Genomic DNA, 26,505 nt, shown 5'->3' with positions numbered 1-26,505 from the left:
CCCTCCCCCGTACAGCACGACACCAGAAGCGAGGCATCCCATGACGACAGTCGAACAGGTCGACCAGACTCCCCCGCCGCCCATGCGGCTGCGGGAGCTCGTGTTCGGAGCGGCCTGCGCCGCCGCCGTACGCGCCGCCGCCCGCCTCGGCGTGGCCGACGCGCTCGACGACCGCCCCATGGAGGTGGAGGACCTGGCGGCCGCGGTGAAGACCCAGCCGCACACGCTGCGCCGGCTGCTGCGCGCGCTGTCCTGCCAGGGCGTGTTCGTGGAGAACCCGGACGGCACCTTCGGGCACACCGAGATGTCCCGGCTGCTGCGCGAGGACGACCCGCACAGCCTCCGGTACATCGCCCTGTGGTGCACCGAGCCGTGGACGTGGGCGGTCTGGCCGCAGCTCGACGAAGCGGTCCGCTCCGGCGACAACGTCTTCGAGAACGTGTACGGCCGGGAGTTCTTCGCCTACCTCAACGAGGAGGCGCCCGAGTCCGCGCACGTCTTCAACCGCGCCATGACCACGTCCAGCGCGCAGTCGGCGCGGGACGTCGCCGAGCTGCTCGACCTCCGGGGCGTGACCTCGGTCGCGGACATCGGCGGCGGACAGGGGCAGGTCGTGGCCAGCCTGCTGGAGAAGCACCCCGCGCTGCACGGCACGCTGCTCGACCTGCCGGGCGTGGTGGAGAACGCCGACGCGCGGCTGCGCGACGGCGGAGCGCTGGCCGAGCGGGTACGGATCGTGCCGGGCGACTGCCGCCAGGACATCCCGGTCCAGGCCGACGTGTACATCATCAAGAACATCCTGGAGTGGGACGACGAGAGCACCCGCCGGGCGCTCGCCAACGTGCGCAAGGCCGCGCGTCCCGGTGCCCGGGTCATCGTCATCGAGAACCTCGTGGACGACACCCCGTCGATGAGGTTCACGACCGCCATGGACCTGCTGCTGCTCCTGAACGTGGGCGGCGCCAAGCACACCCGGCAGAGCATGGTCGACCGGCTCACGGACGCCGGCCTGGTCATCGGCGAGGTCCGCCCGGTGAACGCGTACCTGCACGCCTTCGAGTGCACGGTCCCCGCCTGATCCGGCCGGACACCTCGAAGAAGCCGGACGAAGAACCCGGAAAACCCGAGGCCGCCGGTTCCGCTTCTCGCGGAGCCGGCGGCCTCGGGTGTGTACCGGGTGCCCGGTCAGGACGCGGTGTTCCGCTCCCACGTGTAGAAGCACTGCGCCATGGCGTCCTTGGGGCTCCGCCACGTCTGCGGGTCGTACGCGCTCACGTACGCCGCCAGTTCGTCACTCACGTTCCGGAACTCCGGGTGTCCCGCCACCTTCGCGATGGCCGGCGCCGGGTCCCGCTCGGACTCGATGAGGTGCAGGTACACATCACCGAACTGGAAGAGGCTGCGCCGGTTGACCCCGATGAGGTGCGGCAGTTCGCCGCGGTCGGAGGCGGCGAACACGTCGGAGATCGCGGGCGCCGAACCGGGCGCCATACGGGCGACGATCAGGGCGTGGTGCATCGGACGGTCCTTCCTGTGTGCGGTGGGTCAGCTGACGGGCGCGCTGCGGCGCTCCCGGGCGGCCTGCTCGATCTTGTCCCGGATGAGGCCCATCTGCGTGGCGGAGTTCCGGTTGATGTTGTCCGTCATCCAGTCGTCGTCCACCGGGGCCTCGGGCTTCATCGCGAAGTCCTGCACCCACCGCATGTGGGTGCCTGCCGGCGTCTCCTCGTACTCCCAGCGGATGTTCATGTGCGCGAAGGGCCCGGTCTCCACGCGGCGGGCCCGGACGGTCCGCGCGGCGCGGTCCATGGTGCGCTCCGACACCCAGCTCCACACCTTCCCGTTCTCGTCCGGGTGCATGGTGAGGCGGAACGTCGTCGAGTCGCCGTCCCGGGAGAGGACTTCGAGGGAGGCGTACTCGCTGAACAGCTGCGGCCAGTTCTCGATGTCGTTCGTCATGTCCCAGACGAGGTCGAGAGGGGCGTCGATGGTGATGCTGTTGTCGGTGTGTCCGGGCACGTCAGGCTCCAGCCTTGAGGGTGTCGTTGACGAGGTCGAGGAACTCGCGGGGCGTCTTGCAGCGTTCGGCGTCCGGCGGGAGGGGCCGGCTGTACCGGTTCTCCAGCTCGCCGACGATGCCGAGCAGGGCGAGCGAGTCGAGTCCGAGGGTGCCGAAGGGCGCGTCGGAGGACTTCGCGAGTTCCTGGGGGTCGACGGTGATCCCGGCCGCCTTCTTCATCAGCGCGGCCAGTTCGTCGAGGGTCACTTCGGTGGTGATCATGCGTGTGTTCTCCTCACTTGCGGCCCGGACTAGCGGGCGGAGTCGCCGCGGCGCACGACCAGCGCCGCGTTGGAGCCCATGAGTCCCCTGCTGAGGATCAGGGCGGTCCGCAGCTCGGCGGGGCGGGCGTCCGACGTCACCAGATCGAGGTCGTGGCAGATGTCGAACACGTTCGGGGTGGGGGGTACCTGGCCGTGCTCCATGGCGAGCACCGCGGCCGCGGTGTCGAGCAGGGGCGCGCCGCAGTAGGCGCGTCCGATGCCCGTCTTGGGCGCCGTGACCGGGACACGGGTCCCGTGCGCGCCGAGGGCGTCGACGATGGCGAGGGCCTCGGCCCGGTCCGCCTCGGGGACACCGAGGGCGTCCGCGAAGACGACGTCGATCTCCTCCGGTGCGCAGTCGGCCTCGGCGAGGGCGCCGCGGATGGCCTGCGCGAGTCCCTCCCTGGACCGCTCCCACCGCGAGGCGCCGGTGAAGGTCGCCGCGTGACCGGCCACGACCGCCCGGACGGCCGCGCCGCGTTCACGGGCCCGCCGCTCGTCCTCGACGACGAACATGGCGCCGCCCTCCGCGGGAACGAAACCGCAGGCTCCCTTGGTGAAGGGACGGTAGGCGCGATCGGGGTCCTCGACGGTGCTCAGCTCGGGGTAGGCGAGCTGGCAGACCATCGAGTACGGGGCGAGCGGGGCCTCCGCGGCGCCGACGACCATCACGCCGGTGCCGCGCCGGACGCCGCGGGCGGCGTGGGCGACGGCGTCCAGTCCGCCCGCCTCGTCGCTCGCGACCACTCCGCAGGGGCCCTTGAAGCCGCCGCGGATGGAGATCTGGCCGGTGCTGGCGGCGTAGAACCAGGCGATGGACTGGTACGGGCCGACGTACCGGGATCCCTGGCCCCACAGCTTCTGCAGTTCGCGCTGGCCGAACTCGCCGCCGCCCGATCCCGCGGCGGTGACGACGCCGATGTCGTACGCCTCCTCGGGGTCGACGTCACCGAGGCCGGCGTCGTCGAGGGCGAGGACGGTCGCAGCCATCGCGAAGTGGCTGAAGCGGTCGGTCTGGACGAGGAACCGCTCCTCGATGAGGTCGGCGGCCTCGAACGACCGGACCTCGCCCGCGACGCGCAGCGGCAGATGCTCGCAGCCCTCGCGGGTGATCCGGTCGAGGACGCCGAGGCCCTCGCGGACGGACTTCCAGTAGGCGTCGGCGGTCAGTCCGTTGGGGGCGACGACACCGATGCCGGTGACGGCGGCGCGCCCGGGTCGCTGCGTACGCTGCGTGCTCATCGTGTCCTCCCGTCCGGCCCGGTCAGGAGCACCGCGGACTGGAACCCGCCGAAACCGCTGCCGACGGAGAGCACGTTCCTCAGCTTCCGCGGGCGGGCGGTGCGCGGCACGTAGTCCAGATCGCACTCCGGGTCCGGGGTCTCGTAGTTCGCCGTGGGCGGTACGACCTGGTGCTTCAGGGCGAGGACGCAGGCGACGACCTCGATGGCGCCGATCGCGCCGAGTGAGTGGCCCACCATGGATTTGATGGAACTCATGGGCGTGCCGTAGGCGTGGTCGCCCAGGGAGCGCTTGACGGCGGCGGTCTCGTGGCGGTCGTTCTGCCGGGTACCGGAGCCGTGCGCGTTGACGTAGTCGATCAGGGTGGGGTCGAGACGGGCCTGGTCGAGCGTGGTGTCGATCGCCCGGGACATCTCCAGTCCCTCACTGGTCAGACCGGTCATGTGGTAGGCGTTGCCGTAGGTGGCGTAGCCGCCGATCTCGCAGTAGATGTGCGCGCCGCGGGCCCTGGCGTGTTCGTACTCCTCCAGGATCAGTACCGCGGCGCCCTCGCCCATGACGAACCCGTTGCGGTGGGCGTCGAAGGGCCGTGAGGCGTGCTCCGGGTCGTCGTTGTCGGGCGACGTGGCCTTGATGGCGTCGAAGCAGGCCATGGTGATCGGGGAGATCGGGGAGTCGGACGCGCCGGCGATGCAGATGTCGGCCCGGCCCTCCTCGATGGTGTGGAAGGCGTAGCCGACCGCGTCGAGTCCGGAGGTGCAGCCGGTGGAGACGGTCTGCACCGGCCCCTGGGCCCCGAACTCCTCGGCGACGACCGAGGCCAGCGTGCTGGGCGAGAACGCCAGGTGCAGCTGCGGATCGGCGGTGCGGTGGTCGACGTCCCACCGGCTGCCGCCCTCGCTGACCTTGACGTAGTCGTGCTCCAGACGGGTGGTACCGCCGACGGCGCTGCCCAGGGAGACGGCGACGCGCCAGGGGTCCTGCTCGGCGGTGTCGATTCCCGCGTCGCGGACGGCTTCCCCGGCGGCGACGACCGCGAACTGGATGTAGCGGTCGGCGTCGCGGACGAGCTGCGGGTCGAGTCCGTGCGCGAGCGGGTCGAAGTCGCACTCGGCGGCTATGCGGGAGCGCAGTCCCGCCGGGTCGAAGAGCGTGATGCCGCGGGTCGCGGTGCGGCCGCTTGCGAGGAGGTCCCAGAACGCCTTCGTCCCGGTTCCGCCCGGAGCGACCACACCGATGCCGGTGACGGCCACTCGCCGGGTCACTGTATGGCCCCACTTCGCTCGGACGCCTGTCCGTGGTCCGGCGCGGACAGGTCCGGCCCGGTGGTGGCGAACCGCGGAGCGGGGTGGGTGTCGTCCGTCTCCTCGGTGTCGACGTGACCGAGGCTCGGGCGCGGGGCGAGCGGGCCGAGGTGGAAGACCATGCGGGCCTCGGTGTCGCCGACGTTGCGGAAGCGGTGCCGCATGTTGATCGGGATGAGCAGGCCCTGGTCGGGCTGGAGGGCGAACGCCTCGCCGTCCAGGTCGACTTCGAGGGCGCCGTTCACCACGAACACGAACTCCTCGGAGTACGGGTGGTAGTGCTCGCTGATGCGCTCGCCGGGCTGCATGATGGCCAGGCCCATGAAGCCGCTGGTGGACCCCGCGGTGGCGGGCGTGAGCATGGCCCGGACGTCCCCGCCGCGCCTGCGGTTGGGCTCCGTCTCGCTCAGGTCCACGATGCGTGGATGATTCGTGATCATGCTTGGTTCCTCCGGGTGGGGCGGGGACGCCGGGTGGGACGTCCGCGGACGCTGGCTGTGGGTGTCCCTCAGGAGTCCGACGCGCTGCGGTCGGTGACGGGCAGCATGTCGGCGTGCGACAGCAGACGGTTCGTGTTGCGTTCCGTCGACAGGGCGCCTTCGACGCCGATCGCGGCACCGTCGAGCAGGCTTTCCAGCTCGGCGGCCTTCTGGGGGCCCTTGAGGCCGAGCGAGGCGACGGGGTCCAGGTCGAGCTCGCCCACGATGTCGATCAGCCGGACGACGATGTCGTCGCGCTGGAAAACGGTGCTGCGGTACACGGGGCTGTCCTGGTCGTCGGCCGCCGTCTCGTCCTGCTGGGCGAGGAACCTGGCCAGCTCCGTTCCGCAGCCCGGCCGCGCCGGGTAGTACAGGGCGTGCCGCCGTACCTGCGCGGGCTCCTCGCGGCCGGAGACCACGTGGTGCACGGCCGGCAGCGCCGCGCGGGTGAAGAAGACGCGCGCGGAGTCCGGGTCGCTCAGGTCCCGGTCCTGCTCCAGGTACGGGTTGATGGCCTCCTCGACCGCCCGCACCTCGGGCTGGCGTGCCACGTGGCGCAGGGCCGCGAGGAGGTCGCCCTCCACCTCCACGGCGCGTACGACGCGGTTGCCGTGCATGAAGAGCGAGGTGCGGCGCAGCCGGGTGTTGTCGTCGACCTGGGCCTGCGGCGACGTGTAGCCGGCCAGGAGCTCGGCGACCTTCGACTCGGAGCCGGGCTTCACCGTGAAGGTGAGGGCGTGGCGGGCGACGCCGTCTCCGACGCGGGCCTCCACCTGCGGAGCCGGCGAGGCGGGCTGCCCGGTGAGGGCCTGGGCGGGGTGCGTCTCGCGGAGGATGCTGTAGCGCATCGAGCGGGTGTCCCGGACGCAGCTGTGCATCGGCCGTACCGTCTCGACGTGCTCCTCGCTGTTCACCCAGGCGAGGAAGGGGGGCGCGCTCTCCCACTCGCTGGTGATGAGCCACTGCGAGGGGTTCTCGATCGACTGGCACAGCTGGTCACTGATGTGACCGGGCACCGAGGCGACCTGGTTGCGCATGAGCTCGTACGCCTCGAGGAACTGCTCCTGGGCCCCTTCGTACAGGTCCAGCAGCAGAATCACCCGAAGCCTGGAGCCGTCGAAGGCCGACTGCGAGATACGTCCCGAGATGGTCATTCCGGCACACCTCTCCTCTTGATCACGGATAGCGAGGAACGACCGCGGTGTCCGAAAAGGCCGGGGCCGCCATGAGCTGATCGTTGACGCGACGTCCCGACTGCGCGAGCCCCACGGGTCGGACGAGTGAACCGCGCGCCATCCGGGTGCCCCCGACGCGCGAACCGGTCCCCACAGGGCATGGAATCGGCATCCTCATCTCCCATCACGTCGCAGGCGACGCATGGAGGCAGTCAATGAACCGATTCGAAGGGGCCGGCGAGATCGGTCACCGCACGCCCGTCCTCATCGTCGGCGGCTCTCTGGTGGGACTCTCCACCTCGCTCTTCCTGGGCCGTCTCGGCGTGCCGCACATCCTCGTGGAGCGTCACGCGGGCACCTCGATCCATCCGCGAGGGCGCGGCAACAACGTGCGCACCATGGAGCTCTTCCGGACGGCCGGGGTGCAGCGGCGCATCGAGGAGGCCGCCTCGGTGCTGGCGGACAACCACGGCATCCTGCAGACGCCGACCCTGGTGGGCGACGCGGGCGAGTGGTTGTTCAAGGAGATCGACCCGGGCGGCGGCCTGGCCCGCTTCAGCCCGGGCGCCTGGTGCCTGTGCAGCCAGAACGATCTCGAACCGGTGCTGCTGGAGAGCGCCCGGGAGCTGGGCGGCGACCTGCGGTTCTCCACGGAGCTGATGTCGTTCGAGCAGGACCCCGACGGTGTGACCGCGAAGGTCAAGAGCCGTGAGACCGGCGAGCACACCACGATCCGCGCGGACTACCTGGTCGCGGCGGACGGACCGCGCAGCCCCGTCCGTGAGGCGCTCGGCATCGGCCAGACCGGGCCGGGCGACCTGTTCCACAACGTGAGCGTCACGTTCACCTCCCGCGGTCTCGCGGAGGTCGTGGGCGACCGCCGGTTCATCGTCTGCTACCTCACCGACCCGGAGGCGGACGGCGCGCTGCTGCCGGTCGACAACAAGGAGCAGTGGGTCTTCCACGCCCCCTGGCATCCCGAACGCGGGGAAACCATCGAGGAGTTCACCGACGAGCGGTGCGTGGAGCACATCCGGCGGGCGACGGGCGTGCCGGATCTGGACGTGCGGATCACCGGGCGGGCCGCCTGGCACGCGGCCGAGCGGGTCGCCGAACGGTACGCGGACCGGCGGGTGTTCCTGGCCGGCGACTCGGCGCACGAGATGTCCCCGACCGGTGCGTTCGGCTCCAACACCGGTATCCAGGACGCCCACAACCTGGCCTGGAAACTGTCCGCGGTGGTCGGCGGCTGGGCCGGCAGGGGACTGCTCGCGTCGTACGACGCGGAGCGCCGGCCGGTGGCGGAGGCGACGAGCGCACGGGCCTCCTCGCGTTCGGTCGAGCACAGCCACCCGGGGTACACGCCGTCCCCCGCGGCGGGCGGCCCGGGCGGTGCCCAGGGGCCCGGCGGCCCCGGGGGCCCGGGAGGTCCCGGCGGCAGGAAGGGCGGGATCCTGAACGTGGCGCTCGCCTACCGCTACCCGCGGGGTGCCGTGGTGGGCGCCGATCCGTCGGCCCCGGTGGTGCCCGACGGCGTACGGCTGACGGGTGAACCCGGGACGCGGGCGCCGCACCAGTGGCTGACCCGGGCGGGCGAGCGGGTCTCCACGCTCGACCTGTACGAGCGGTCCATGGTGCTGCTGAGCTCCGCGGACGGCAGCGGCGGCTGGCACGACGCCGCCCTGGACGTGGCACGCCGGCTCGACGTCCCGCTGGACTCCTACCGGGTCGGCGGCAGGCCCGAGGCCGAGCTGGCGCCGGTGGGCGACACGGACTGGGCGGAGGCCCACGGCGTCTCCCGGGACGGCGCGGTGCTGGTCCGCCCCGACGGATTCGTCGCCTGGCGGTCGACGGAGGCGGCCGAGGACCCCGCCGCGGTGCTGCGGGAGGCGCTCACCACGGTCCTGGACTGCGGCTGATCCTCGTCCGGCCCGCGCCTCGGTGGGCGCGGAAACAGCCGGAGGCCGTATCGGTCACCCGATACGGCCTCCGGCCGACGACTTCGTAAAGTCGGGACGACAGGATTTGAACCTGCGACCCCTTGACCCCCAGTCAAGTGCGCTACCAAGCTGCGCCACGTCCCGATGCGCCGCCACCCGGTATCCCGTGTGATCGCGCATCCGAACCCTACCGCACCTCGGTGGGTGCCTCCGCACGCACCGTCATCGTCCCAGCCCAGCGGGGGTCACCGGGCCGCCCGTCAGGCGTTGGGGTCGAAGGCGATGCCGGCCGGCTCGGCCTTGGCCAGGTGGGCGTTGAAGTTGCCGTCCTTGAGGCCGAACACGGCGCTGCCGAAGTTGTAGGCGCTCAACTTGTCGCGCAGCCCGGCCGGGTAGCCGTTCCAGCCGACCAGGGTCGGGAACTGCCAGGTGTGCTGGTGGTTCTCCGGCGGCTCGTCGTTGGTGTTCGCGGGCCGGAAGCAGTGGGTTCCGATGCCGTCCTTGTGGTAGACGACCTTGGGGTGCGTGCCGTCCCAGCGGATCTGGTCCCGGCCGTGGATGTTGAAGTTGCCGTGGGCCGAGGTGGACACGTACTTGGCCTCGTTGTCCTGGACCCACACCACGACGTGTTCCCAGTCGTTGCGGTGGCCGCCGAGACCGCTGCCCGCGACGGCCTGGTCCTTCTCGAAGTAGAGGCCGTACATGATGGCGCACCAGCCGTTGTTGCACTTCTCGCGGGAGTAGCCGTTGGTGTTGTCGAGGTCCCAGGAGTCGCGGCACTGGCCGTTCAGGGCGCCGGAGGGGTTGAGGCCGCCGTTGACCGTCCCGTCGGGGCCGATGGCGGGCGTCGGGTAGCAGCCGTCGGTGTCGTAGTCGAAGGCCGGCTGGAACGTCTGCTCCAGTCCGTCCGCGTTCGCGGGCAAGGCCTTGGGCGGGTCGGCGAGGGCCATGCCCGGGAAGGCGACGACCAGCGCGACGGCGCTGCCGAGGATGAGCGAGACCTTACGGATCCGCGAGCTTCTCTTCACTGCGTCCTCCAGATCGACCGCGGCGTGGGGGCGGGGCAGACCACGCGGTCAGGTTGGCATGCCCAGATCAGCTTTCCGGGCGGGCCGGGAAAACGCCAGCCTCCGCGGGTGTCCGAGCGATGAAGGATCAGCCAATGCGGGTCCCGCGACGGACTGTTGGGGTGATCCGGACACCCTGACGGTGCAACTCACCGACGAGACAGCCCAGTTGCTGCCGAACTGCCGCACGGACAGAGGTCTCCCCCGCAACCGACGACCGTGGCCCCCGGAGCCCTACTCGCCCCCGGCCCGCGGCTCCCAGCCCTCGTACGCCGCCGTCAGCAGCCCGAGGACACCGTGGGCCGTCACCTCGCGCGGGTTGGGGTACGACTCCGCGGCGACCTCGGCCGCCGCTCGACTCAAGTCGGCTTCCTTCAGACCGAGTTCGGCGAGCGTGCGCGGAGCGCCGAGGTCTCCCGCGAACTGCCGCAGGGTGTGCGGCACGTCATCGGTGTCCAGCGCCCGCGACAGCGCCGCGATCGCCCGCGGCGCGGCGGCCGCGTTGTAGGCCACGGCGTAGGGCAGGACCACCGTGTGGGTCTCGGCGTGCGGCAGGCCGAAGGTGCCGCCGAGCACGTGGCACAGCTTGTGGTGCAGTCCCATGGTGGTCGCGCCGAGGCAGGCACCGCAGAGCCAGGCACCGTAGAGGGCGCGCCCGCGCGCCTCCAGGTCGCCGGGGTCCTCCGCAACCCGCCGGAGGGCGCCGGTCATCGCGCGCACGCCTTCCTCGGCCATCAGGGAGACGAGCGGTGAGGCGTCGGGGGCGTACAGCGCCTCGACGGCGTGCGCGAGGGCGTTGACGCCGCTGGTCACCGACAGCGGCACCGGAAGGGCGAGGGTGAGTTCGGGGTCGTAGACGACGGAGCGCGGCTGTACGGACGGGTCGCGTCCGGTGCGTTTGGCCCCGTGCTCGGTGAGGCCCCACACGGACGTCATCTCGGAGCCGGAGTAGGTGGTGGGGACGGCGATCAACGGCAGACCGGTGCGCAGCGCGACCGCCTTGCCGAGGCCGATCGCGGAGCCGCCGCCGACGGCGACGCAGCCGTCCGCGCCCGCCTCCCGTGCCGCCTCGACGGCCCGGTCCGCCACCTCCACGGGGACGTGCATCCGGGCACCCGCGTGCACCGCCGCACAGCTGTCTCCGAGGGCGTCCGCCACCGACCGCGCGACGTCCTCGCCCCGGCTGCCGCAGACCACCAGGACCCGGTGCAGACCGAGTCGCGCGGCCTCGCCCGGCGTCGCCGTCACCGCCGCGCCGGGCCGGAACACCACCCGGGCGGGCCGGGTCTCGTAGGAGAAGTCGAGAGGGCTGTCGGGGCGGGTGCTCATGCCGGCTCCAGTACGAGGTCGAAGTGTGCGTGCCGGAACGGGTTCACGACGCCGAACTCCCGTGCCAGCGAAGGGTCGTCGGTCTCGGTGAAGTCCTGCACGAGGCTCTTCTTGACGGCGAAGACGGCGTCCGATTCGAGGTGCGCGCCACCCGCCACGAACATGTGCGTCGTGACGGGTGCGTGACCCGCCGCCGAGGCGATGAAGTGGATGTGGGCGGGGCGGTAGGGGTGACGGCCGGTGGCTCCCAGAAGGGCGCCGACCGGGCCGTCGGTGGGGATCGGGTACGGGCTCGGCACACAGGTGCGGAACCGGAAGCGGCCCTCGGCGTCGGCCGTGAACAGTCCGCGCCCGTTGCCGGCGGGCTGGACGTCCGGCTGCTGGACGTCGTAGAAGCCCTCGCCGTTCGCCTGCCACACGTCGAGGACCGCGCCGGGCAGCGGGGTCCCGTCCCGCGAGAGCACCCGCCCGTCGATCACGCACGGTTCGCCGGTGCCCATCAGGTCGATGTCGGCGCCGAGTTCACGCGGCGGCGACGCCGTCATGTGGAACGGCCCGAGGACCGTCGACTCCGTGGCGCGCGGGTCCCGGTGGCCGTTCAGGGTCTCCACGAGCATGGAGACCCCGAGCACGTCCGACAGGAGGATGAACTCCTGCCGGGTGTCGGTGCACTTCTGCCCCGTCGCCGTCAGGAAGCCGATGGCCTGTTCCCACTCCCCCATGGTCGGCTGCGTCTCCCGGACGAAATCGTGGAGGTGACGGGTGAGCGCGCCGAGCAGCCCGCGCAGCCGCGGGTCGGCCGTGCCCGCGAAGCTGTCGACGACGGCTTCGGTGATCTCCGTCGTGAAGTCGGTACCGCCGTCCGTACCGACGTCCCTGCTGAAGTCGTCCGCCATGTCGCTCCCGTGGTCCCTCGGTCGTCCTGCCCGGCACGCGCCCAGGCTACGAGGCCTTCCGGGCCGGGAGCGTCAGACCGGCGAACCCTTCACCGGTGTCCTGTCCGCCCGCCCCGTGACGGCCGCCCGCGGGGCCCCGACACAGCCGGGCCGACGCCGAGGGATACGTGATCACCCTTTCCGTAAGGCATGGTTGACCCGAGCAACACGCACGCACCGGACGCACGGAAAGTATGATCAAGCAATGTCTGACTTGACCGAAACCACGCCCGGCTGGCTGTCCCGCGACGAACTGGAATCGGCCCGCGCCCGCATGCCGATCCTGTACGTCGAGGCGGTGCCGGTGCGCGTCGACGACAACGGCGAAGTCACCCACATCGGGCTCCTGCTCCGTATCGGTCCGGACGGGACGGTCAGCCGCACCCTCGTCTCCGGCCGGGTGCTGCACCACGAGCGGGTCCGCGACGCGCTGCTGCGCCACCTGGAGAAGGACCTCGGCCCGGTGGCGCTCCCCCGGGTTCCCGCCTCCCTGCAGCCCTTCACCGTCGCCGAGTACTTCCCGACGCTCGGTGTCACGCCCTTCCACGACCCGCGTCAGCACGCGGTGTCCCTGGCCTACATCGTCCCGGTGACCGGCGACTGCCGTCCCCGGCAGGACGCGCTCGACCTGGTCTGGTTCAGCCCGGAGGAGGCCTCGTCGGCGATGGTCGCGGACGAGATGCCCGGCGGTCACGGAGTGCTGCTGCGGCAGGCGCTGGCCCACGTCGGGTGCCTGTCCTAGCAGCGGCCGGCGACGGCCCTCGGGGAACACGGGGACACGGAGAAGGCCGTTTTCTCACGGGTGAGAAAACGGCCTCCGACCTGCTCTGAAGCTGGTCGGGACGACAGGATTTGAACCTGCGACCCCTTGACCCCCAGTCAAGTGCGCTACCAAGCTGCGCCACGTCCCGGTGCGTTCTCGCGCGATGAACCGCGCGATCGTGCGAACAGAACTTTACCCCACGTCGGGGGCTGCCCCGCAGGGGGCGCGGAGAGCGGGACAATCGGATCATGAGCGGACCATCGCGGACACCACGGACCGGAGGGCGCGACCGGGACCCCGAGGGCCGGGCGCGCAACGCGCGGCCCCGTGACGGCCTCGGCCGCCCCCTGCCGTACGGATCGGCCGGGGTGGAGCGGCAGCCGGAGGGCGTCGTACGCGCACCCGAGGAGTCGGTCGCCGAGGCCCAGACCCTGCTGGACACCGGACGGCCCTTCCACGCGCACGAGGTGTTCGAGGACGCCTGGAAGTCCGGTCCGGACGACGAGCGGGGGCTCTGGCGCGGGCTGGCCCAGCTTGCCGTGGGCCTCACCCACGCGGCCCGCGGGAACACGACGGGCGGCGCCCGGCTGCTGCGGCGCGGGGCCGGGGCCGTCGAGGAGTGGGGTGCGCAGTCCGGTCGGACGCGGCCGCACGATCTGCACCTCGCGGAACTCGCCTGCTGGGCAAGGGAGTTGGCGGACTCCGTGGAGCGTGACGGTGGTCCGGTCGACGCGGCGGCGTCGGCGCCGCGACTGCGCGGGCGGGCCGGCTGACGCGGAGCCGGACGCGGTGCGTCCGGCGTCCCGTGCGTGGGGCAGACTCCGGGGGTGCGAAAGATTCATGTCATCGGCATCGGAGCGGGCGACCCCGAGCAGCTCACCCTGCAGGCGGTCAAGGCGCTGAGGAGCACGGACGTGTTCTTCATCCTGGACAAGGGCGAGGTGAAGTCCGACCTGGTCCGGTTGCGCCGCGACATCCTCGACGCGCACGTGCCGGAGGGGACGTACCGCCTGGTCGAGGCGCGTGACCCGGACCGCGACCGGACGGCGGGCGGCGCGGCGTACTCGCCGGCCGTCGGGGACTGGCGCAGCGCCCGCGGCGCGATCTACGAACGGCTGATCGCCGAGGAGTTGGGCGAGGACGAGAGCGGCGCGTTCCTGGTGTGGGGGGACCCCGCGCTGTACGACAGCACGCTGGGCATCCTGGAGGAGATCCAGGAGCGGGACACCGTGGCGTTCTCCTACGACGTGGTGCCCGGCATCAGCAGTGTCTCGGCGCTCGTCGCCCGCCACCGGACCGGTCTGAACCGGGTCGCCCGACCCGTGCAGATCACCACCGGGCGGCGCCTCGCGGAGGGCTTCCCTGAGGGCGTGGACGACGTGGTCGTGATGCTCGACGCCCAGCGGACGTTCCGGCAGTACGCGGACCAGGACATCGACATCTACTGGGGCGCCTACATCGGTACTCCCGACGAGATCCTCGCGTCCGGGCCGCTGGCCGAGACGGCACCCCGGATCGAACGGCTGCGCGCCGAGGCCCGGGAGCGCAAGGGCTGGATCATGGACACCTATCTGCTGCGCAGGAATCCGCGGGAGTAGCCGTACGCCGGGCGGGCGACCCCACATGCACGGGGAGTCCACCGGTGTGAGGGTGGCGGGTGTGACGATCACGGAGGATACGGCGCCACCCGCGGCGGATGCGCCCGGACCGCCGGTGCTGGACGGCCGGCGCCGCAACATCGTCTTCGCGACGATCGTGCTGGGCATTCTCCTCGCCGCGCTCGACCAGACGATCGTGGGGACCGCGCTGCCGACGATCGTGTCGGACCTGGGCGGCGCGGAACACATGTCGTGGGTGGTGACCGCGTACCTGCTGGCCGAGACCGTGGCGACGGTGCTGGTCGGCAAGTTCGGCGACCTGTTCGGCCGCAAGGTGGTGTTCCAGGCCTCGGCGATCATCTTCATCACCGGTTCGTTCCTGTGCGGCCTCGCCACGAACATGTCGCTGCTGATCTCCTGGCGGGCGATGCAGGGCATCGGCGCGGGCGGTCTGATGGTGACCGCCATGGCGCTGATCGCGGACGTCATCCCGCTGCGCGAGCGGGGCAAGTACCAGGGTGCGATCGGCGCGGTCTTCGGCGTGGCCACGGTCATCGGGCCCCTGCTCGGCGGACTGTTCACGGACCACCTCACCTGGCGCTGGGCGTTCTACATCAACGTGCCCATCGCGATCGTCGTGGTGATCGCGGCGGCCCGCACCATCCCCGTGGTGAAGTCGGCGACCCGGCCCGTCATCGACTATCTGGGCATCGCGCTCGTCGCGGTCGGCGCGAGCGCGCTGATCCTCGGGACGAGCTGGGGCGGCAACCAGTACGCCTGGGGATCGCCGACCATCATCGCTCTGTTCGTGGGCGGTCTGATCGCGCTCGGCCTGTTCTGCTGGGTGGAGACCCGCGCTGCCCAGCCGATGCTCCCGATGCGGCTGTTCTCCAACCCGGTCTTCACGGTGTGCTCGATCCTCAGCTTCATCGTGGGCTTCGCGATGCTCGGCGCGATGACGTTCCTGCCGACGTATCTGCAGTACGTCGACGGGGACTCCGCGACGATCTCCGGGGTCCGGACGCTGCCCCTGGTGGTGGGACTGCTCATCGCCTCGATCTTCAGCGGCAACGTGGTCAGCAAGACCGGGCAGTACCGGATCTTCCCCATCGTCGGCTCCCTCGTGATGGCGCTCGGCCTGTATCTGATGTCCCTGATGGGACCGGACTCGGGGACCTGGCTCGAGTCCCTGTACATGTTCGTGCTCGGCACCGGCATCGGACTGTCCATGCAGGTCCTGACGATCGCCGTGCAGAACACCGTGGAGTACACCGACCTCGGTACGGCGACCTCCGGTGTCACCTTCTTCCGGACGCTCGGCAGCTCGTTCGGTACGGCCGTCTTCGGGACGATCTACACCAACGCGCTGAAGCCGAACCTGGCCGACGGTGTGCGGTCGGCGGCGGAGACCGGCGCGGCCCCGCCCGCTGTGCTCGCCCGGGCGGCGCAGAGCCCGGAGGCCCTGCACAGACTGCCCGCCCGGGCGGCGCGGCCCATCATCGAGGCGTACGCCGACACCATCCACACGGTGTTCCTGTGGACGGTACCGGTGGCGCTCCTCGGGTTCGTGGTGGCGCTCTTCCTCAAGCAGGTGGAGCTGCGGGACAGCGCCCGGCTGGGTTCGACGGACATGGGCGAGGGGTTCGCGTCGCCGGCCGGCACCGACTCCCAGCGGGTGCTGGAGGCCTCCGTCGGGAAGATCATCGGCAGTACGGAGATGGCGACCGCGCGCCGGATCGTCGAGGAGTCGGACACCCGGCTGGACGTGGCGGGCGCCTGGGCCGTGATGCAGGTGGAGCTGTTCACCCGGATGGTCGGCCACGCCAACCTCAACCTGATCGCCGGCCGGCGCCATCTGCCGCCCGAGGTCCTCGTGCCGGTGTTCAGCCGCATGGTCGAGGAGGGGTATCTCACCCGGCACGGCTCGCTCTTCTCCCACACGGCGGCCGGTGAGCGCGAGGCACGGGTGATCGGCAAGGCCTGGGGCAGGTGGCTCGCGGAACGGGTCGAGCAGGACGTGGGCCGGCCGTCCGGCACGGAACTGCGGGCCGCCGTCGACACCATCGCCAAGCGCCTGCTGGTCGAGGACCTCACCCAGGGGCTGCCCGACCGGACCCGGGAGCTGGAACCGGCCTCGACGGGTTGACGGTGCGCGGGCCGGTCAGCGCGTTGCGAGGTCCAGCAGGACGAGCGCCGACGGCACGTCCGCCACGGCGCTCACCCCGTCCGGCAGGGGCGGACGGCGGACGACGACCACGGGGAGGCCGAGATCGCGGGCGGCCGTCAGTTTGGCGGCCGTCGCGGCTCCCCCGCTGTCCTTGGTCACGAGGACGTCGACGCGATGCCGGAGCAGGAGCGTCCTCTCGCCGTCCGGGGTGAACGGGCCGCGCGCGAGCAGCACTTCGGTGTCCGGCGGCAGCGGCGGATCGGGCGCCTCCACCGACCGGACGAGGAAGTGGAGTCCGGCGAGGTCCGCGAACGCGGCGAGACCGAGCCGGCCCGTGGTGAGGAAGACACGGCGGCCGAGGCCGGGCAGCAGTGCGGCGGCCTCGGCGAGGGAATCGGCCTCGTGCCAGCGGTCGCCGGGGCCTGCGTGCCAGCCGGGACGGCGCAGGACCACGGCGGGGACGCCGGTGGCCGCAGCGGCGCGTGCCGCGTTCGCGGTGATGCCGGACGCGAACGGATGGGTCGCGTCCACGAGGACGTCCACCCGGTGCTCGCGCAGCCACCGCGCGAGCCCGTCGGCACCGCCGAACCCGCCGGTCCGTACGTCCCCTTCGAGCGCGCCGGGCCGGGACACCCGCCCCGCCAGTGAGGTCGTCACGCGCACGCCGGGGCGGGCGGTGAGTCCGGCGGCGAGTTCACGCGCCTCGGTCGTGCCGCCGAGGACGAGGACGTGGGGGGACATGGCCCGAGCCTACGGGGGCGCGCCGGTGGGGTCCCGGGCACGCCCCCGTCCTCGCGGTCAGGTAACCACCGTCACGAAGCCACGGTCAGGGAGCCGCGGTCAGGGAGCCAGGCGGAAGACGCCGTAGGAGAACGGCGCGGTGGTGATCGTTCCGTCGGCGTGGGCCTCGACGCCCCGCGCGAGCAGGGCGGGGCCGACGCTCACGTCGCTGAGCGCGCAGCTCGCCGGCCGTCCGCTCGGGTTGACGGCCACGAGGTACGAGTCACCGCGCGTGTAAACCAACGGGTAGCCGGAGTTGAGCACGTCGACCGGTCCGTGCGTGCCCAGTTCCCGGTGTTCGCGCCGGAGCCGGATCAGGGCGCGCACCTGGTGCAGCAGGGAGCCGTCGTCGTCCCGCTGCGCGGCCACGGACGGCCGGTCGACGGCCGGGTCGACCGGCAGGTACAGGTCGCCCTCGGGCGCCGTGGAGAAGCCCGCGTTGGGTCCGTCGTCCCACTGCATCGGTGTACGGGAGCCCTGGCGTGCCTCGTCGCCGAGCTGGCTGCCCTCCTTGCTCGGCAGTCCCGGCAGATACCGCATGCCGATCTCGTCGCCGTAGTAGATGACGGGCAGGGAGGGCCAGGTGAGCTGGAAGGCGAAGGCGGGCGCGACCATGTCCCGGGTGCGGGTGCCGCACACCAGCCGGGAGAAGTCGTGGTTGGCCGTGGGGAGAGCCACGTATCCCGCTCCGGCGATGGCGGTGTCGGCCTCGCGCCAGGCGTCGAGGAACTCCCGCATCGAACCGTCGCCGTCGGGTCCGAAGAAGCAGGGGTCCTCGCCCCAGACCGGGTTGTGGCTCCCCTGGGCGTTGCCCCACAGCGAGCGCAGCGGGCGGCCGACGAAGTGGAGGAAGAAGTCGGCGTGGATCCCGGCGGGCACGGAGGTCTTCGGGTCGCCCCACTCGGAGAGCAGCGCCCGGTCCGGGTAGGTCTCGTCCATCCAGGCCCGCGTCTCGCGCCACAGGGCGGCGGTGGCCGAGCGGTCGGGGTCGTCCTTCACCAGGGAGAACGCCATGTCGACACGGAAGCCCGCGACACCGCGGTCGAACCAGTACGCCATGATCTCGCGCAGCGCCGCCCGGTTGGCGCGGGGCCCCGGGGCGTCGACGGGCTCGCGCCAGGGCTCGGCCGGGTCCGGGCGCGCGTAGCCGAAGTTGAGGGCCGGCTGGACGGGATAGAAGTTGGGCAGGTAGTACCCCGGCCGGGTGCCGGGCGAGGGCACCCAGGCGGGGCTCGGCGCCTCGGTGGTGTCGGCCCAGATGTAGCGGTCGTCGCCGGGATCGTCGGCCGAGGCCCGGAACCACGCGTGCTGGTCGGAGGTGTGCCCGGCGACCAGGTCCAGCATGACCCGGATGCCGCGCGAGCGGGCCTCCTCGACGAGGGTGGCCAGGTCGTGGTTCGTGCCGTAGCGGGGGGCGACGGTCCGGTAGTCGCTGACGTCGTATCCGGCGTCAGCGAAGGGCGAGGCGAACAACGGGCTGAGCCAGACGGTGTCGACGCCGAGCCACTCCAGGTACTCCAGCCGGTGCAGCACGCCGGGCAGGTCCCCGATGCCGTCCCCGTCGGTGTCGGCGTAGGTCTGCGGGTAGATCTGGTACATCACCGCGTCCGCCAGCCAGGCGGGCGGCGGTTGGATGTCCGCCATGGAAGCGGCCCTTCTCTCAGGCGTCGGCAGGGCAGGACGCGGCCACCGTGAGCGGGCGCGCCGCGTCAAGCTAACAGGGTAGAAAGCGCTTTCCAAGAGCGTTCGGGACGAGACGTGGAGCAGGAGTCGGAAAGATCCACCGCGTTTCTCGGCGGCCGACGAGTCACGACTGCCCCGGCCGGGCGGCCTGACTCAGTGGAGGAGCAGTTGGATTCCGCCGACCACCGTCGCCGCGATCACCAGACGTTCGAAGAGCAGCTGGTTGATCCGGTTCACGGCCCACTTCCCGAGGAACGCGCCCGGCACGACGAAGACCGCCAACGCGGCGTCCAGCAGCAGCGAGTGGCCGTCGATCAGACCGAGTCCCGCGCTGAAGGGCAGCTTGGACACGTTGACGATCAGGAAGAAGAAGGCGGAGGTGCCGAGGAAGCCGAGCTTGCGGAAGCCCGCCGAGAGGAGATACATCGACATCACGGGACCGCCCGCGTTGGCGACCATGGTGGTGAACCCGCCGAGCACGCCGTAGGAGCGGGCCTTGACGCGGCCCGCGCGCGTGACGACGGCGTCGGGTTCGTCGTCCTGGACGGCGGCCCTGCGGCGCCACACGGTGACCGCCGCCATGAGCAGCAGGATGGCGCCGATCGAGGTCCGGACGACCGCGTCGTCCGCCCACACCAGGAACACGGTGCCGAGGACGACTCCGGCGGCGACCGCGGGGAACAGCCGCCACAGCGTGGGCCAGTGGGCATGGCGCCGGTAGGTGAGGACGGCGAGCACGTCGCCGACGATCAGGATGGGCAGGAGGACGCCGGTCGAGGCGCGGGCGGGCAGCACGGCGGCGAAGATCGCCAGGCTGACCGTGTTGGCCCCGCTCACGGCGGTCTTGGAGAAGCCGACGAGCAGGGCCGCGGCGGCCAGGGCGGCGAACTCCCAGCTGGATATGTGCCAGAGCGTCATCGTGTTCATGCGGGGACCGATGCTATGCCCACGCAACTCGCCAGCGTAAGGAGCGTCTCGACAGACGGCCCCTGGCCGGACGGAGCGCGGGCGCCGGTCAGGCCGTGTAGCGCGTGCGCAGCTCCCGCTTGAGGACCTTCATGCTCGGGCCGAGGGGCATCTCGTCGGCGAACTCCAGGCGACGCGGGTACTTGTGACGGCCCAGATGGTCCTTGGACCACTCGGCGATCTCGACCGCGTCGGCCGTGGCGCCCTCGGCGCGGACCACGACGGCGCACACCTCCTCGCCGTGCAGTTCGTCCGGCAGGCCGATCACCGCGACCTGGGCGACGGCGGGATGACGCATCAGCACCTCCTCGACCTCGCGCGGGTAGATGTTGTAGCCGCCGCGGATGATGACGTCCTTCTTGCGGTCGACGATCCGCAGGAAGCCGTCGTCGTCCTTGGTGCCGAGGTCTCCGGTGCGGAACCAGCCGTCGACCACGGCCTCCGCGGTGGCCTCGGGCCGGCCGAGGTACCCGGAGAAGACGTTGTGGCCGCGGATGACGACCTCGCCCAGTTCGCCCGGGGGCAGCAGTTCGATCCGTCCCTCGACCTCGGCCCGCGCGATCTCCACGTCGACGCCCCACAGCGGGTGGCCGATGGTGCCGGCCCTGGTGCCGAACAGCGGCTGGTTGACGGTGGCGGTCGGCGAGGTCTCCGACAGTCCGTAACCCTCGTAGATCCGCGCGCCGAACGCCGCCTCGAACCGCTCCAGGACCGCTACGGGAAGGCTGGCGCCGCCCGAGATGCAGACGCGCAGCTCGGGCAGGGCCGCCGCGCCCGCCGCCGCAGCGGCCAGGGCGACGTACATCGTCGGGACGCCGTGGAAGGTGTTGACGCCTTCCTCCACCATCAGCTCGATCGCGCGCGCGGCGTCGAAGCGCGGCAGCAGGACGAGGGTGGCGCCGGCGCGCCAGGTCGAGTTGAGGGAGACCGTCTGCCCGAAGGCGTGGAAGAGCGGCAGGGCCCCGAGGGCGACGTCGTCGGGGCGGATGTCGTTGGCGTCGAAGGCGTTGACCGTCGCGTTCATCACCAGGTTGAAGTGGGTGAGCACGGCGCCCTTGGGGACACCGGTGGTGCCGCTGGTGTAGAAGACGACGGCCGGGTCGTCGGCGTCCCTGGTGACGTACGAGGTGAGGGGCTCGGCGTCGGCCGCGAGCTTCTCGAACTCGGTCCCGAGCGTCACGACCCGGACGCCGAGGGCCCGCGCGGCGGCGGCACCCGTCGCCTCCTGGGCCGGGTGGCAGAGCAGCAGCGTCGCTCCGCTGTCCTTGAGTACGTGCTCGACCTCGGTGGCCGACAGGAGCAGGTGCACGGGGACGACCACGCCTCCGGCCGCCACGATCGCGTAGTAGGCGTGCGGGAACTCAGCCGTGTTGGGCGCCATGAGGGCCACGCGGTCCCCGGGCCGCACGCCGAGACCGGTGAGCGCGCCGGCCTGGGCCAGCGCGGACCGCCACACCTCGGCGAAGGTGAGGCGCAGTTCGCCCTCGACGAGCGCCGTCTTCGCGGGGCGGCGCCGGGCGTTCTCGGCGAGGATCGCGGCGAGGGACAGGGTTGCCATGGAGGGTGGCTCCGTTTCTTGCTGGTGCGGCTCTGGACCGGCGAGGGCGGGACGGGCCCGGCGCACGCGCTGCGGCGTACGGCGTCCCGGGCCCCCGGACGTGCGGATGCGGCCGGTGTCAGTGGCGCTCGACCAGGACCGCGCTGCCCTGCCCGACCCCGACGCACATCGTGGCCAGGCCGCGCCCGGCGCCGGTGCGGCGCATGCGGTGCAGCAGGGTGGTGAGGATGCGGGCGCCCGAGCAGCCGAGCGGATGGCCGAGGGCGATGGCGCCGCCGGTCGGGTTGACCAGGTCCGGATCGATGCCGAGGCGGTCGACGCAGGCGAGGGCCTGGGCGGCGAACGCCTCGTTGAACTCCGCCTCCTGGATGTCGTCGACACTCCAGCCGACGCGGGCGAGCGCCTTCCGGGTCGCGGGCACCGGGCCGATGCCCATGACGTCCGGGTCGACTCCCGCCGAGGCCCCGGCGACGTACCGGCCGAGGGACTCCAGGTGGAGTTCGTTCAGGACCTCCTCGCTGACGAGGAGGACACCGGCCGCGCCGTCGTTCATCGGTGAGGCGTTGCCCGCGGTGACGGTGCCGCCCGCGCGGAACACCGGCTTGAGGCGGCTCAGCTTGTCGAGCGAGGTGTCCTCGCGGACGCATTCGTCGCGGTCGACGACCACGCCGTCGGGGCGCTCCACGGGCAGCAGCTCGGCGTCGAAGTGGCCGTTCTTGCGGGCGTCGGCGGCGCGCTGGTGGCTGCGGAGCGCGAAGGTGTCCTGCCGCTCGCGGGAGACGCCGTACCGCTCGGCGACCTCCTCGGCGGTCTCCCCCATCGACAGCAGCCCGTGCAGGTCCTTCATCGCGGGGTTGACCAGCCGCCAGCCGAGCCGGGTGTCGACGGTCTCGATGCGGTGCGGCAGCGCCTCGTCCGGGCGCGGCAGGACGAAGGGGGCCCGGCTCATCGACTCGGAACCGCCGGCGAGCACGATGTCGGCCTCGCCGGAGGCGATGGCACGGGCGGCCGTCGTGACGGCTTCGAGGCCGGAGGCGCACAGCCGGTTGACGGTGGCGCCGGGCACGCTGTCGGGCAGCCCGGCGAGCAGCGCGGCCATGCGGGCGACGTTGCGGTTGTCCTCGCCGGCCTGGTTGGCCGCGCCCCAGTAGACGTCGTCGACGCGGGCCGGGTCGAGCGTGGGCACCTCGGCGACCAGGCCGCGGATGACGCTCGCGGCGAGGTCGTCGGGCCGCACGGAGGACAGGGCTCCGCGCAGTTTGCCGATGGGCGTGCGGCGGGCGGCCGCGAAGTGGACGGGGCGCACGACAGGACTCCTGACGGACAACAGCGGACAACGACTGACAACGACGGGCACGACATTAATTAGCACTGCTAGTTTTGGACTATAGACCGACACCCGACCCTTGGGAAGATCCGCCGGCGGACGGTATCCGCCGATCCGTCCCCCGTACCGGTGCCCGCATGGAGCGGGGCACGGTGGGCAGGCGTGGATGCGGGACGGCGCGCCGGGACACCGCTCGCCGCCCCGCGTCACGAGACAGACCGGCGGGAGCACCGAAGGGGCACCGAGATGACCGACACCGTCGAGCTCGACGCGCTGTGGGACGAGTTCCACCGCGTGGTGAACATGACCTCCCAGGAGCTCGCGGCCTGGCTGCGGGCCGGTGAGACCGGCGAGACCGCCATGGGGAGCGAACCGCCGCCCGGGCGGCCGGGCGCGCCGACCGGCCTGCTGGTCCTCGCGCTCCTGCAGAAGCGCCGCGCCGATCTCACCGACGAGGACGTGGCGACCATGTACGAGGTGATCGACACCGTGGAGGCCGAGGCGGACGGTCCGGACGCGGGACCCGCCGACGAGCGCGCGCGCCACCGCCTGATGACCCTGGGCCACGATCCGCTGAGGCGCCGGCGCTGAGCGCCTCCCGGAGGGCCGGGCAGGCGCCGGGTGGCCGGGGATCGACGGTCGCCCGGCCCGGGCCCGGCGCGGATGGCACACTGCTCGCGCACCCGGGCCGGACAGCCGCCGACGGGGTGAACAGGCCGAACGGAAAAGGGAGTTGTCGTATGACGGGGACCGAGTCCGCAGCGGACCGGATCGACACCAGCAGGCCCCATCCGGCACGGGTGTACGACTGGTATCTGGGCGGCAAGGACAACTACCCGGTCGACGAGCAGCTCGGGCAGCACATCATGTCCCTCGATCGGGGGGCCAAGCGGGCCGCGCGCAGCAACCGCTGGTTCATGCAGCGGGCCACCCGCCACCTGGTCCGCACGGCGGGAATCGGCCAGTTCCTCGACATCGGCACCGGCATCCCCACCGAGCCGAACCTCCACCAGATCGCGCAACTGACCGCTCCCGACGCACGGGTGGTCTACGTCGACAACGACCCCATCGTGCTGGCGCACGCCGAGGCACTGCTGCGGGGCACCCCGGAGGGGGTGACGGAGTACATCCAGGCGGACATCCGCGAGCCGGGGAAGATCCTGGCCGAGGCCGGCCGGGTGCTCGACCTCGACCGGCCCGTGGCCCTCTCCCTGATCGCGCTGATGCACTTCATAGCCGACGAGTCCGGCGCGTACGAGCTGGTGCGGGAGCTGGTGGACGCGCTGGCGCCGGGCAGTTGCCTCGCGCTGTCCGCGATGACCGCCGACTTCGAGCCGGAGAACGTACGGCGGGGCATCGAGACGTACGCGCGCGGCGGGGTCACCCTCGTGGGCCGCTCGCACGCCGAAGTGGCGCGCTTCTTCACGGGACTCGACCTCGCCGAACCGGGGATCGTCTCCGTGAAGGACTGGCGTCCCGACCTCGCGGAGGACGAGACCCCGATCGGCGACGAGCCCGTGTCCCTGTACGGCGGGGTCGGCTTCAAGCGCTAGGGAGCGTCCGACTCCCCTCCGTCCGAGCCCTGTCGGCCTTCCCTGCCTGCCCGGCCGCCCCGCCGCTCAGCGGCGTTCGGCCGGCGCGGGGGCGGCCTCGGCCGTCACGGCGAGGTCGGCCGGAGCCGGGCCGTCGTCGATGAAGCCGCCCGACTGGTGGCGCCACAGCTTGGCGTAGGCGCCCTCGGACGCGAGCAGTTCCTGGTGGGTGCCCTGTTCGACGACGCGTCCGTGGTCCAGGACGACGAGCCGGTCCATGGTGGCGACCGTGCTCAGCCGGTGCGCCACCACCAGCGCCGTGCGCTGCTCCATGAGCCGCCACAGCGCCTCCTGGACGAGGATCTCGCTCTCGGAGTCCAGGGCGCTGGTCGCCTCGTCGAGGAGCAGGATCGGCGCGTCCCGCAGGATCGCCCGGGCGAGGGCGACCCGCTGGCGCTGGCCGCCCGACAGCTTGATGCCCCGCTCGCCCACCATCGTGTCGAAGCCCTCGGGCAGCGCGTCGGCGAACTCCGTGACGTGGGCCGCCTCGGCCGCGCGGCGGATCTCCGCCTCGGTGGCCTCCGGCCGCGCGAAGGCGATGTTGTCCCGCAGGGTGCGGTGGAACATCGCGGGGTCCTGCGGCACGTAGGCGATCAGACTGCGCAGGTCCGCCTGGCGCAGCCTGCTGATGTCCTGGCCGCCGATCAGGATGCGGCCCGCGTCGATGTCCGTCATCCGCAGCAGCAGCCGGGTGAGCGTGGTCTTGCCGCCCCCGGACCTGCCGACCAGACCGACCTTCGCTCCGCTCGGCACCTCCAGTTCCAGCCCCGCGAACAGCGGCTTCGCCCCTCCGTGCGTGAAGTTCACCCGCTCGAAGCGGACGTCGGCCGCCCGGGACCGCAGCGGCTCAGGGGCGACCGGGTCGAGCACGGTCGGCGGCGTCAGCAGCAGCTCGGTGAACTGCGCCGCCTCCGTCATCGAGCTCTCCAGACGCCGGTAGATCTGGTTGAACTCGAACATGATCCGGGTCGCGTTGGCGTAGTACGTGAACGCGACGACGACGGCCTCGACTCCGTGCCCGCCCCCGGCGAGCGCGACCGCGAGCAGCAGGCCGAGCGCGTTGGTCAGCACCGACATCGGCGCGACCAGCGTGTCGATGCGCAGGTTGCCGTAGTCCCAGGACCGCAGGGTGAGTCGGCGTGACGCGGCGACCCGCGAGCGGTGCTCGGCCGCCTCCCGCTCCTCGGCGGCGAAGGCGCGGACCGTGTCCATGTTCATCAGGCTGTCGGCGACATGGCCGGAGACCCGGGCGATGGCCTCCTCCCGCTGCGCGACGAGCGCCTGCCTGCGGCGGATGAGCGGCACCACGCACAGCCCCGTCACCGCGATCATCGCGAGCAGTCCGACCACGAGCAGCGGTTCGTAGCGCCACAGGACGACCGAGCCGAACAGCAGCGGTACGAAGCTGCCGACGACCTGGAAGGTCATCGTGTCGACGAACTCCTCGAAGCGGGTGGCGAAGCTCAGCACCCGCTTGGTCAGCGACCCGGCGAAGTTGTCGTGGAAGAACGCGGCGTCCTTCGCGAACAGTTCGTCCATGCCGATCACGTAGAGGTGCTCGATGCCGAGGGCGTCCAGGCGGTTGAGACAGTGCAGGCCGAGCCGCCACAGGGCCTCGGCGAGCAGCAGGACGCCGCCGAATCCGAGGACGTACGGCAGTGCCGCACCGACGGAGACCGCCGTGCCCTCGGCGATGCGGCCCACCAGCTTGGCGACGATGAGCGGCGCGACGTAGTTGATGCCGATGTTGCCCAGCGCGGGCAGCAGCATGGCGGGTCCCGTCAGCCTGCGGAGCCGGCGCAGCTCCCGTCCGTAGTGACGCAGCGCGAGGAGCACCGAGCCCCTGCCGCGTAACGCCCTGTCCGATTCAGCTGATGCCATCCCCAACCCCGTGTCGTCGTGGCCGGCCCTGTCGGCGCGTCCGCGGGGGAGCCGCCGATGCATGAAGGGACCGTGCGGTGTGCGGTACGGGCCGGCCGGCCGCTTCAGTGTCCCGTGATGGCCTCCGGCCGGTCCACGCGTTTTTCTCGGCCACCGGGGCACGGCCCGGCGCTGGGGGTCGCACGGGGGGGGGGAGGCGGAGGGGAGAGCGTGCGACGGCGCAGCGCGCGCGGATACGACGAAGGCCGCTTCCTCATCGCTGAGAAAACGGCCTTCGAACCACGACTCTTCGAGTCGGGACGACAGGATTTGAACCTGCGACCCCTTGACCCCCAGTCAAGTGCGCTACCAAGCTGCGCCACGTCCCGATGCCCGTCTGACCTGGGGTTTCCCCTGG

General features: G+C 71.8%; 24 protein-coding genes and 3 tRNA genes. 8 read left to right on the top strand and 19 right to left on the bottom strand.

The features are described from left to right. Positions 1–40 precede the first annotated feature (40 nt). The gene (locus AB0C62_RS08955) at positions 41–1,078 is read left to right on the top strand and encodes a methyltransferase (protein WP_362971011.1); all 1,038 of its coding nucleotides are present in this window, start codon (positions 41–43) and stop codon (positions 1,076–1,078) included. 107 nt (positions 1,079–1,185) lie between these two features. Here AB0C62_RS08955 and AB0C62_RS08950 read toward each other — a convergent pair whose 3' ends face one another. From AB0C62_RS08950 to AB0C62_RS08920, 7 genes are all read right to left on the bottom strand, one after another. After that, a complete protein-coding gene (locus tag AB0C62_RS08950) occupies positions 1,186–1,518 on the bottom strand; it encodes a TcmI family type II polyketide cyclase (RefSeq protein WP_081220473.1) in 333 nt (110 codons plus the stop codon). A gap of 27 nt (positions 1,519–1,545) precedes the next feature. Continuing rightward, complete coding sequence (locus AB0C62_RS08945) at positions 1,546–2,019, bottom strand: SRPBCC family protein (protein ID WP_362971009.1); 474 nt, start codon at positions 2,017–2,019, stop codon at positions 1,546–1,548. Between the two features lies 1 nt (position 2,020). Continuing rightward, complete coding sequence (locus AB0C62_RS08940) at positions 2,021–2,281, bottom strand: acyl carrier protein (protein WP_362971008.1); 261 nt, start codon at positions 2,279–2,281, stop codon at positions 2,021–2,023. A gap of 29 nt (positions 2,282–2,310) precedes the next feature. After that, positions 2,311–3,564, bottom strand: a complete 1,254-nt coding sequence (locus AB0C62_RS08935; protein ID WP_362971006.1) for a ketosynthase chain-length factor — start codon at positions 3,562–3,564, stop codon at positions 2,311–2,313. Beyond that, a complete protein-coding gene (locus AB0C62_RS08930) occupies positions 3,561–4,829 on the bottom strand; it encodes a beta-ketoacyl-[acyl-carrier-protein] synthase family protein (protein WP_362971004.1) in 1,269 nt (422 codons plus the stop codon). Before AB0C62_RS08930 ends, AB0C62_RS08935 begins: the two co-directional genes overlap by 4 nt. Further along, positions 4,826–5,308 carry a cupin domain-containing protein gene (locus AB0C62_RS08925; RefSeq protein ID WP_362971002.1) on the bottom strand — a complete coding sequence of 161 codons (483 nt, stop codon included), beginning with the start codon at positions 5,306–5,308 and terminating at the stop codon, positions 4,826–4,828. The genes AB0C62_RS08930 and AB0C62_RS08925 overlap by 4 nt, the downstream gene beginning before the upstream one ends. Before the next feature lie 68 nt (positions 5,309–5,376). Continuing rightward, the gene (locus AB0C62_RS08920; protein WP_362971000.1) at positions 5,377–6,501 is read right to left on the bottom strand and encodes a SchA/CurD-like domain-containing protein; all 1,125 of its coding nucleotides are present in this window, start codon (positions 6,499–6,501) and stop codon (positions 5,377–5,379) included. A 236-nt stretch (positions 6,502–6,737) separates the two neighbouring features. Here AB0C62_RS08920 and AB0C62_RS08915 point away from each other — a divergent pair, with 236 nt between their 5' ends. Beyond that, on the top strand, positions 6,738–8,441 hold the full coding sequence (locus AB0C62_RS08915) for an FAD-dependent monooxygenase (RefSeq protein WP_362970998.1): 1,704 nt from the start codon (positions 6,738–6,740) through the stop codon (positions 8,439–8,441). A 91-nt stretch (positions 8,442–8,532) separates the two neighbouring features. On the opposite strand, the gene AB0C62_RS08910 is transcribed toward AB0C62_RS08915, so the two are convergent. The 4 genes from AB0C62_RS08910 to AB0C62_RS08895 form a co-directional block, all read right to left on the bottom strand. Then, positions 8,533–8,606 (bottom strand) — tRNA-Pro (locus AB0C62_RS08910). Between the two features lie 116 nt (positions 8,607–8,722). Further along, entirely contained in the window at positions 8,723–9,490 is a 768-nt protein-coding gene (locus tag AB0C62_RS08905; RefSeq protein WP_362970996.1) for an NPP1 family protein, read from the bottom strand. 273 nt (positions 9,491–9,763) lie between these two features. After that, positions 9,764–10,858: a maleylacetate reductase gene (locus AB0C62_RS08900; RefSeq protein ID WP_362970994.1), complete on the bottom strand. Its 1,095-nt coding sequence runs from the start codon at positions 10,856–10,858 to the stop codon at positions 9,764–9,766. Then, a complete protein-coding gene (locus tag AB0C62_RS08895; RefSeq protein WP_362970992.1) occupies positions 10,855–11,754 on the bottom strand; it encodes a dioxygenase in 900 nt (299 codons plus the stop codon). Before AB0C62_RS08895 ends, AB0C62_RS08900 begins: the two co-directional genes overlap by 4 nt. Before the next feature lie 244 nt (positions 11,755–11,998). On the opposite strand from AB0C62_RS08895, the gene AB0C62_RS08890 reads away from it, so the two are divergent. After that, positions 11,999–12,535: an NUDIX hydrolase family protein gene (locus tag AB0C62_RS08890; protein ID WP_203659731.1), complete on the top strand. Its 537-nt coding sequence runs from the start codon at positions 11,999–12,001 to the stop codon at positions 12,533–12,535. A 92-nt stretch (positions 12,536–12,627) separates the two neighbouring features. Here AB0C62_RS08890 and AB0C62_RS08885 read toward each other — a convergent pair. Next, a tRNA-Pro gene (locus tag AB0C62_RS08885) sits at positions 12,628–12,704 on the bottom strand. Positions 12,705–12,804: 100 nt separating this feature from the next. Between AB0C62_RS08885 and AB0C62_RS08880 the strand changes: the two genes are divergently transcribed. From AB0C62_RS08880 to AB0C62_RS08870, 3 genes are all read left to right on the top strand, one after another. After that, positions 12,805–13,329, top strand: a complete 525-nt coding sequence (locus AB0C62_RS08880; protein WP_362970990.1) for a DUF309 domain-containing protein — start codon at positions 12,805–12,807, stop codon at positions 13,327–13,329. A gap of 54 nt (positions 13,330–13,383) precedes the next feature. After that, positions 13,384–14,154 (top strand): precorrin-6A synthase (deacetylating), encoded by a 771-nt coding sequence (gene cobF, locus AB0C62_RS08875; RefSeq protein WP_362970988.1) that lies wholly within the window; start codon positions 13,384–13,386, stop codon positions 14,152–14,154. Between the two features lie 61 nt (positions 14,155–14,215). Next, positions 14,216–16,300 (top strand): MDR family MFS transporter, encoded by a 2,085-nt coding sequence (locus AB0C62_RS08870; RefSeq protein WP_362970987.1) that lies wholly within the window; start codon positions 14,216–14,218, stop codon positions 16,298–16,300. 15 nt (positions 16,301–16,315) lie between these two features. Here AB0C62_RS08870 and AB0C62_RS08865 read toward each other — a convergent pair whose 3' ends face one another. The 5 genes from AB0C62_RS08865 to AB0C62_RS08845 form a co-directional block, all read right to left on the bottom strand. Then, positions 16,316–17,062: a cobalt-precorrin-6A reductase gene (locus tag AB0C62_RS08865; RefSeq protein ID WP_362970985.1), complete on the bottom strand. Its 747-nt coding sequence runs from the start codon at positions 17,060–17,062 to the stop codon at positions 16,316–16,318. A 99-nt stretch (positions 17,063–17,161) separates the two neighbouring features. Further along, the gene (locus tag AB0C62_RS08860) at positions 17,162–18,745 is read right to left on the bottom strand and encodes an alpha-amylase family glycosyl hydrolase (RefSeq protein ID WP_362970983.1); all 1,584 of its coding nucleotides are present in this window, start codon (positions 18,743–18,745) and stop codon (positions 17,162–17,164) included. A 192-nt stretch (positions 18,746–18,937) separates the two neighbouring features. Continuing rightward, the gene (locus tag AB0C62_RS08855; RefSeq protein ID WP_362970981.1) at positions 18,938–19,711 is read right to left on the bottom strand and encodes a sulfite exporter TauE/SafE family protein; all 774 of its coding nucleotides are present in this window, start codon (positions 19,709–19,711) and stop codon (positions 18,938–18,940) included. Positions 19,712–19,799: 88 nt separating this feature from the next. Then, the gene (locus tag AB0C62_RS08850) at positions 19,800–21,308 is read right to left on the bottom strand and encodes a long-chain fatty acid--CoA ligase (protein ID WP_362970979.1); all 1,509 of its coding nucleotides are present in this window, start codon (positions 21,306–21,308) and stop codon (positions 19,800–19,802) included. Positions 21,309–21,426: 118 nt separating this feature from the next. Continuing rightward, positions 21,427–22,614, bottom strand: a complete 1,188-nt coding sequence (locus tag AB0C62_RS08845) for a thiolase family protein (protein ID WP_362970978.1) — start codon at positions 22,612–22,614, stop codon at positions 21,427–21,429. 267 nt (positions 22,615–22,881) lie between these two features. On the opposite strand from AB0C62_RS08845, the gene AB0C62_RS08840 reads away from it, so the two are divergent. Both AB0C62_RS08840 and AB0C62_RS08835 read left to right on the top strand, forming a co-directional pair. Next, complete coding sequence (locus tag AB0C62_RS08840) at positions 22,882–23,226, top strand: DUF3140 domain-containing protein (RefSeq protein WP_362970976.1); 345 nt, start codon at positions 22,882–22,884, stop codon at positions 23,224–23,226. A 149-nt stretch (positions 23,227–23,375) separates the two neighbouring features. Then, positions 23,376–24,188: an SAM-dependent methyltransferase gene (locus AB0C62_RS08835; RefSeq protein WP_362970975.1), complete on the top strand. Its 813-nt coding sequence runs from the start codon at positions 23,376–23,378 to the stop codon at positions 24,186–24,188. Between the two features lie 66 nt (positions 24,189–24,254). On the opposite strand, the gene AB0C62_RS08830 is transcribed toward AB0C62_RS08835, so the two are convergent. Together AB0C62_RS08830 and AB0C62_RS08825 are read right to left on the bottom strand one after the other, a co-directional pair. Beyond that, positions 24,255–26,108: an ABC transporter ATP-binding protein gene (locus tag AB0C62_RS08830; RefSeq protein WP_362970974.1), complete on the bottom strand. Its 1,854-nt coding sequence runs from the start codon at positions 26,106–26,108 to the stop codon at positions 24,255–24,257. A gap of 294 nt (positions 26,109–26,402) precedes the next feature. Continuing rightward, positions 26,403–26,476 (bottom strand) — tRNA-Pro (locus AB0C62_RS08825). Positions 26,477–26,505 lie beyond the last annotated feature (29 nt).

It is taken from the genome of Streptomyces sp. NPDC048643 (assembly GCF_040650615.1).
Classification (GTDB): Bacteria; Actinomycetota; Actinomycetes; order Streptomycetales; family Streptomycetaceae; genus Streptomyces.
The sequence above is the reverse complement of the archived record's forward strand: the minus strand, read 5'-3'. Positions and strand labels throughout refer to the sequence as shown.

What these genes read in the sequence shown, in the direction of transcription:
- AB0C62_RS08880 (WP_362970990.1), top strand. Translation starts at nt 12,805, where the DNA reads ATGAGCGGACCATCGCGGACACCACGGACCGGAGGGCGCGACCGGGAC.
- AB0C62_RS08935 (WP_362971006.1), bottom strand. Translation starts at nt 3,564, where the DNA reads ATGAGCACGCAGCGTACGCAGCGACCCGGGCGCGCCGCCGTCACCGGC.
- AB0C62_RS08835 (WP_362970975.1), top strand. Translation starts at nt 23,376, where the DNA reads ATGACGGGGACCGAGTCCGCAGCGGACCGGATCGACACCAGCAGGCCC.
- AB0C62_RS08890 (WP_203659731.1), top strand. Translation starts at nt 11,999, where the DNA reads ATGTCTGACTTGACCGAAACCACGCCCGGCTGGCTGTCCCGCGACGAA.
- AB0C62_RS08850 (WP_362970979.1), bottom strand. Translation starts at nt 21,308, where the DNA reads ATGGCAACCCTGTCCCTCGCCGCGATCCTCGCCGAGAACGCCCGGCGC.
- AB0C62_RS08955 (WP_362971011.1), top strand. Translation starts at nt 41, where the DNA reads ATGACGACAGTCGAACAGGTCGACCAGACTCCCCCGCCGCCCATGCGG.
- AB0C62_RS08915 (WP_362970998.1), top strand. Translation starts at nt 6,738, where the DNA reads ATGAACCGATTCGAAGGGGCCGGCGAGATCGGTCACCGCACGCCCGTC.
- AB0C62_RS08840 (WP_362970976.1), top strand. Translation starts at nt 22,882, where the DNA reads ATGACCGACACCGTCGAGCTCGACGCGCTGTGGGACGAGTTCCACCGC.
- AB0C62_RS08865 (WP_362970985.1), bottom strand. Translation starts at nt 17,062, where the DNA reads ATGTCCCCCCACGTCCTCGTCCTCGGCGGCACGACCGAGGCGCGTGAA.
- AB0C62_RS08830 (WP_362970974.1), bottom strand. Translation starts at nt 26,108, where the DNA reads ATGGCATCAGCTGAATCGGACAGGGCGTTACGCGGCAGGGGCTCGGTG.
- AB0C62_RS08860 (WP_362970983.1), bottom strand. Translation starts at nt 18,745, where the DNA reads ATGGCGGACATCCAACCGCCGCCCGCCTGGCTGGCGGACGCGGTGATG.
- AB0C62_RS08855 (WP_362970981.1), bottom strand. Translation starts at nt 19,711, where the DNA reads ATGAACACGATGACGCTCTGGCACATATCCAGCTGGGAGTTCGCCGCC.
- AB0C62_RS08940 (WP_362971008.1), bottom strand. Translation starts at nt 2,281, where the DNA reads ATGATCACCACCGAAGTGACCCTCGACGAACTGGCCGCGCTGATGAAG.
- AB0C62_RS08925 (WP_362971002.1), bottom strand. Translation starts at nt 5,308, where the DNA reads ATGATCACGAATCATCCACGCATCGTGGACCTGAGCGAGACGGAGCCC.
- AB0C62_RS08895 (WP_362970992.1), bottom strand. Translation starts at nt 11,754, where the DNA reads ATGGCGGACGACTTCAGCAGGGACGTCGGTACGGACGGCGGTACCGAC.
- AB0C62_RS08920 (WP_362971000.1), bottom strand. Translation starts at nt 6,501, where the DNA reads ATGACCATCTCGGGACGTATCTCGCAGTCGGCCTTCGACGGCTCCAGG.
- AB0C62_RS08950 (WP_081220473.1), bottom strand. Translation starts at nt 1,518, where the DNA reads ATGCACCACGCCCTGATCGTCGCCCGTATGGCGCCCGGTTCGGCGCCC.
- AB0C62_RS08900 (WP_362970994.1), bottom strand. Translation starts at nt 10,858, where the DNA reads ATGAGCACCCGCCCCGACAGCCCTCTCGACTTCTCCTACGAGACCCGG.